The 254-nt window shown below is 68.1% G+C and carries 1 protein-coding gene; it reads left to right on the top strand.

Going from position 1 to position 254, the window contains the following annotated elements:
- Positions 1-41 precede the first annotated feature (41 nt).
- Positions 42-254, top strand: a 213-nt coding sequence (locus KGA66_RS29555; protein ID WP_211472956.1) for a transposase, incomplete at its 3' end; no start/stop codon positions are given.

Genomic DNA, 254 nt, shown 5'->3' with positions numbered 1-254 from the left:
CGTGGCTGGTGGTGGCGGGAAAACTCCTGACGGGCTGGGTCGTGATCGACCTGGACGCCACGATCATCGAGTCCTCCAGCAAGAAGCAGGGCGCGGCCGGCACGTTCAAGATGACCTTCGGCTTCCATCCGCTGGCCGGGTGGTGCGCCAACACCCAGGAATGCCTGGCGATGCTGCTGCGCCCCGGCAGCGCGGGCAGTAACACGGTGGCCGACCACCTGCAGGTGCTGGCCGCGTGCATCGCGCAGATCCCG

This window comes from Actinocrinis puniceicyclus (genome assembly GCF_018283645.1).
GTDB lineage: Bacteria > Actinomycetota > Actinomycetes > Streptomycetales > Catenulisporaceae > Actinocrinis > Actinocrinis puniceicyclus.
The sequence above is the reverse complement of the archived record's forward strand: the minus strand, read 5'-3'. Positions and strand labels throughout refer to the sequence as shown.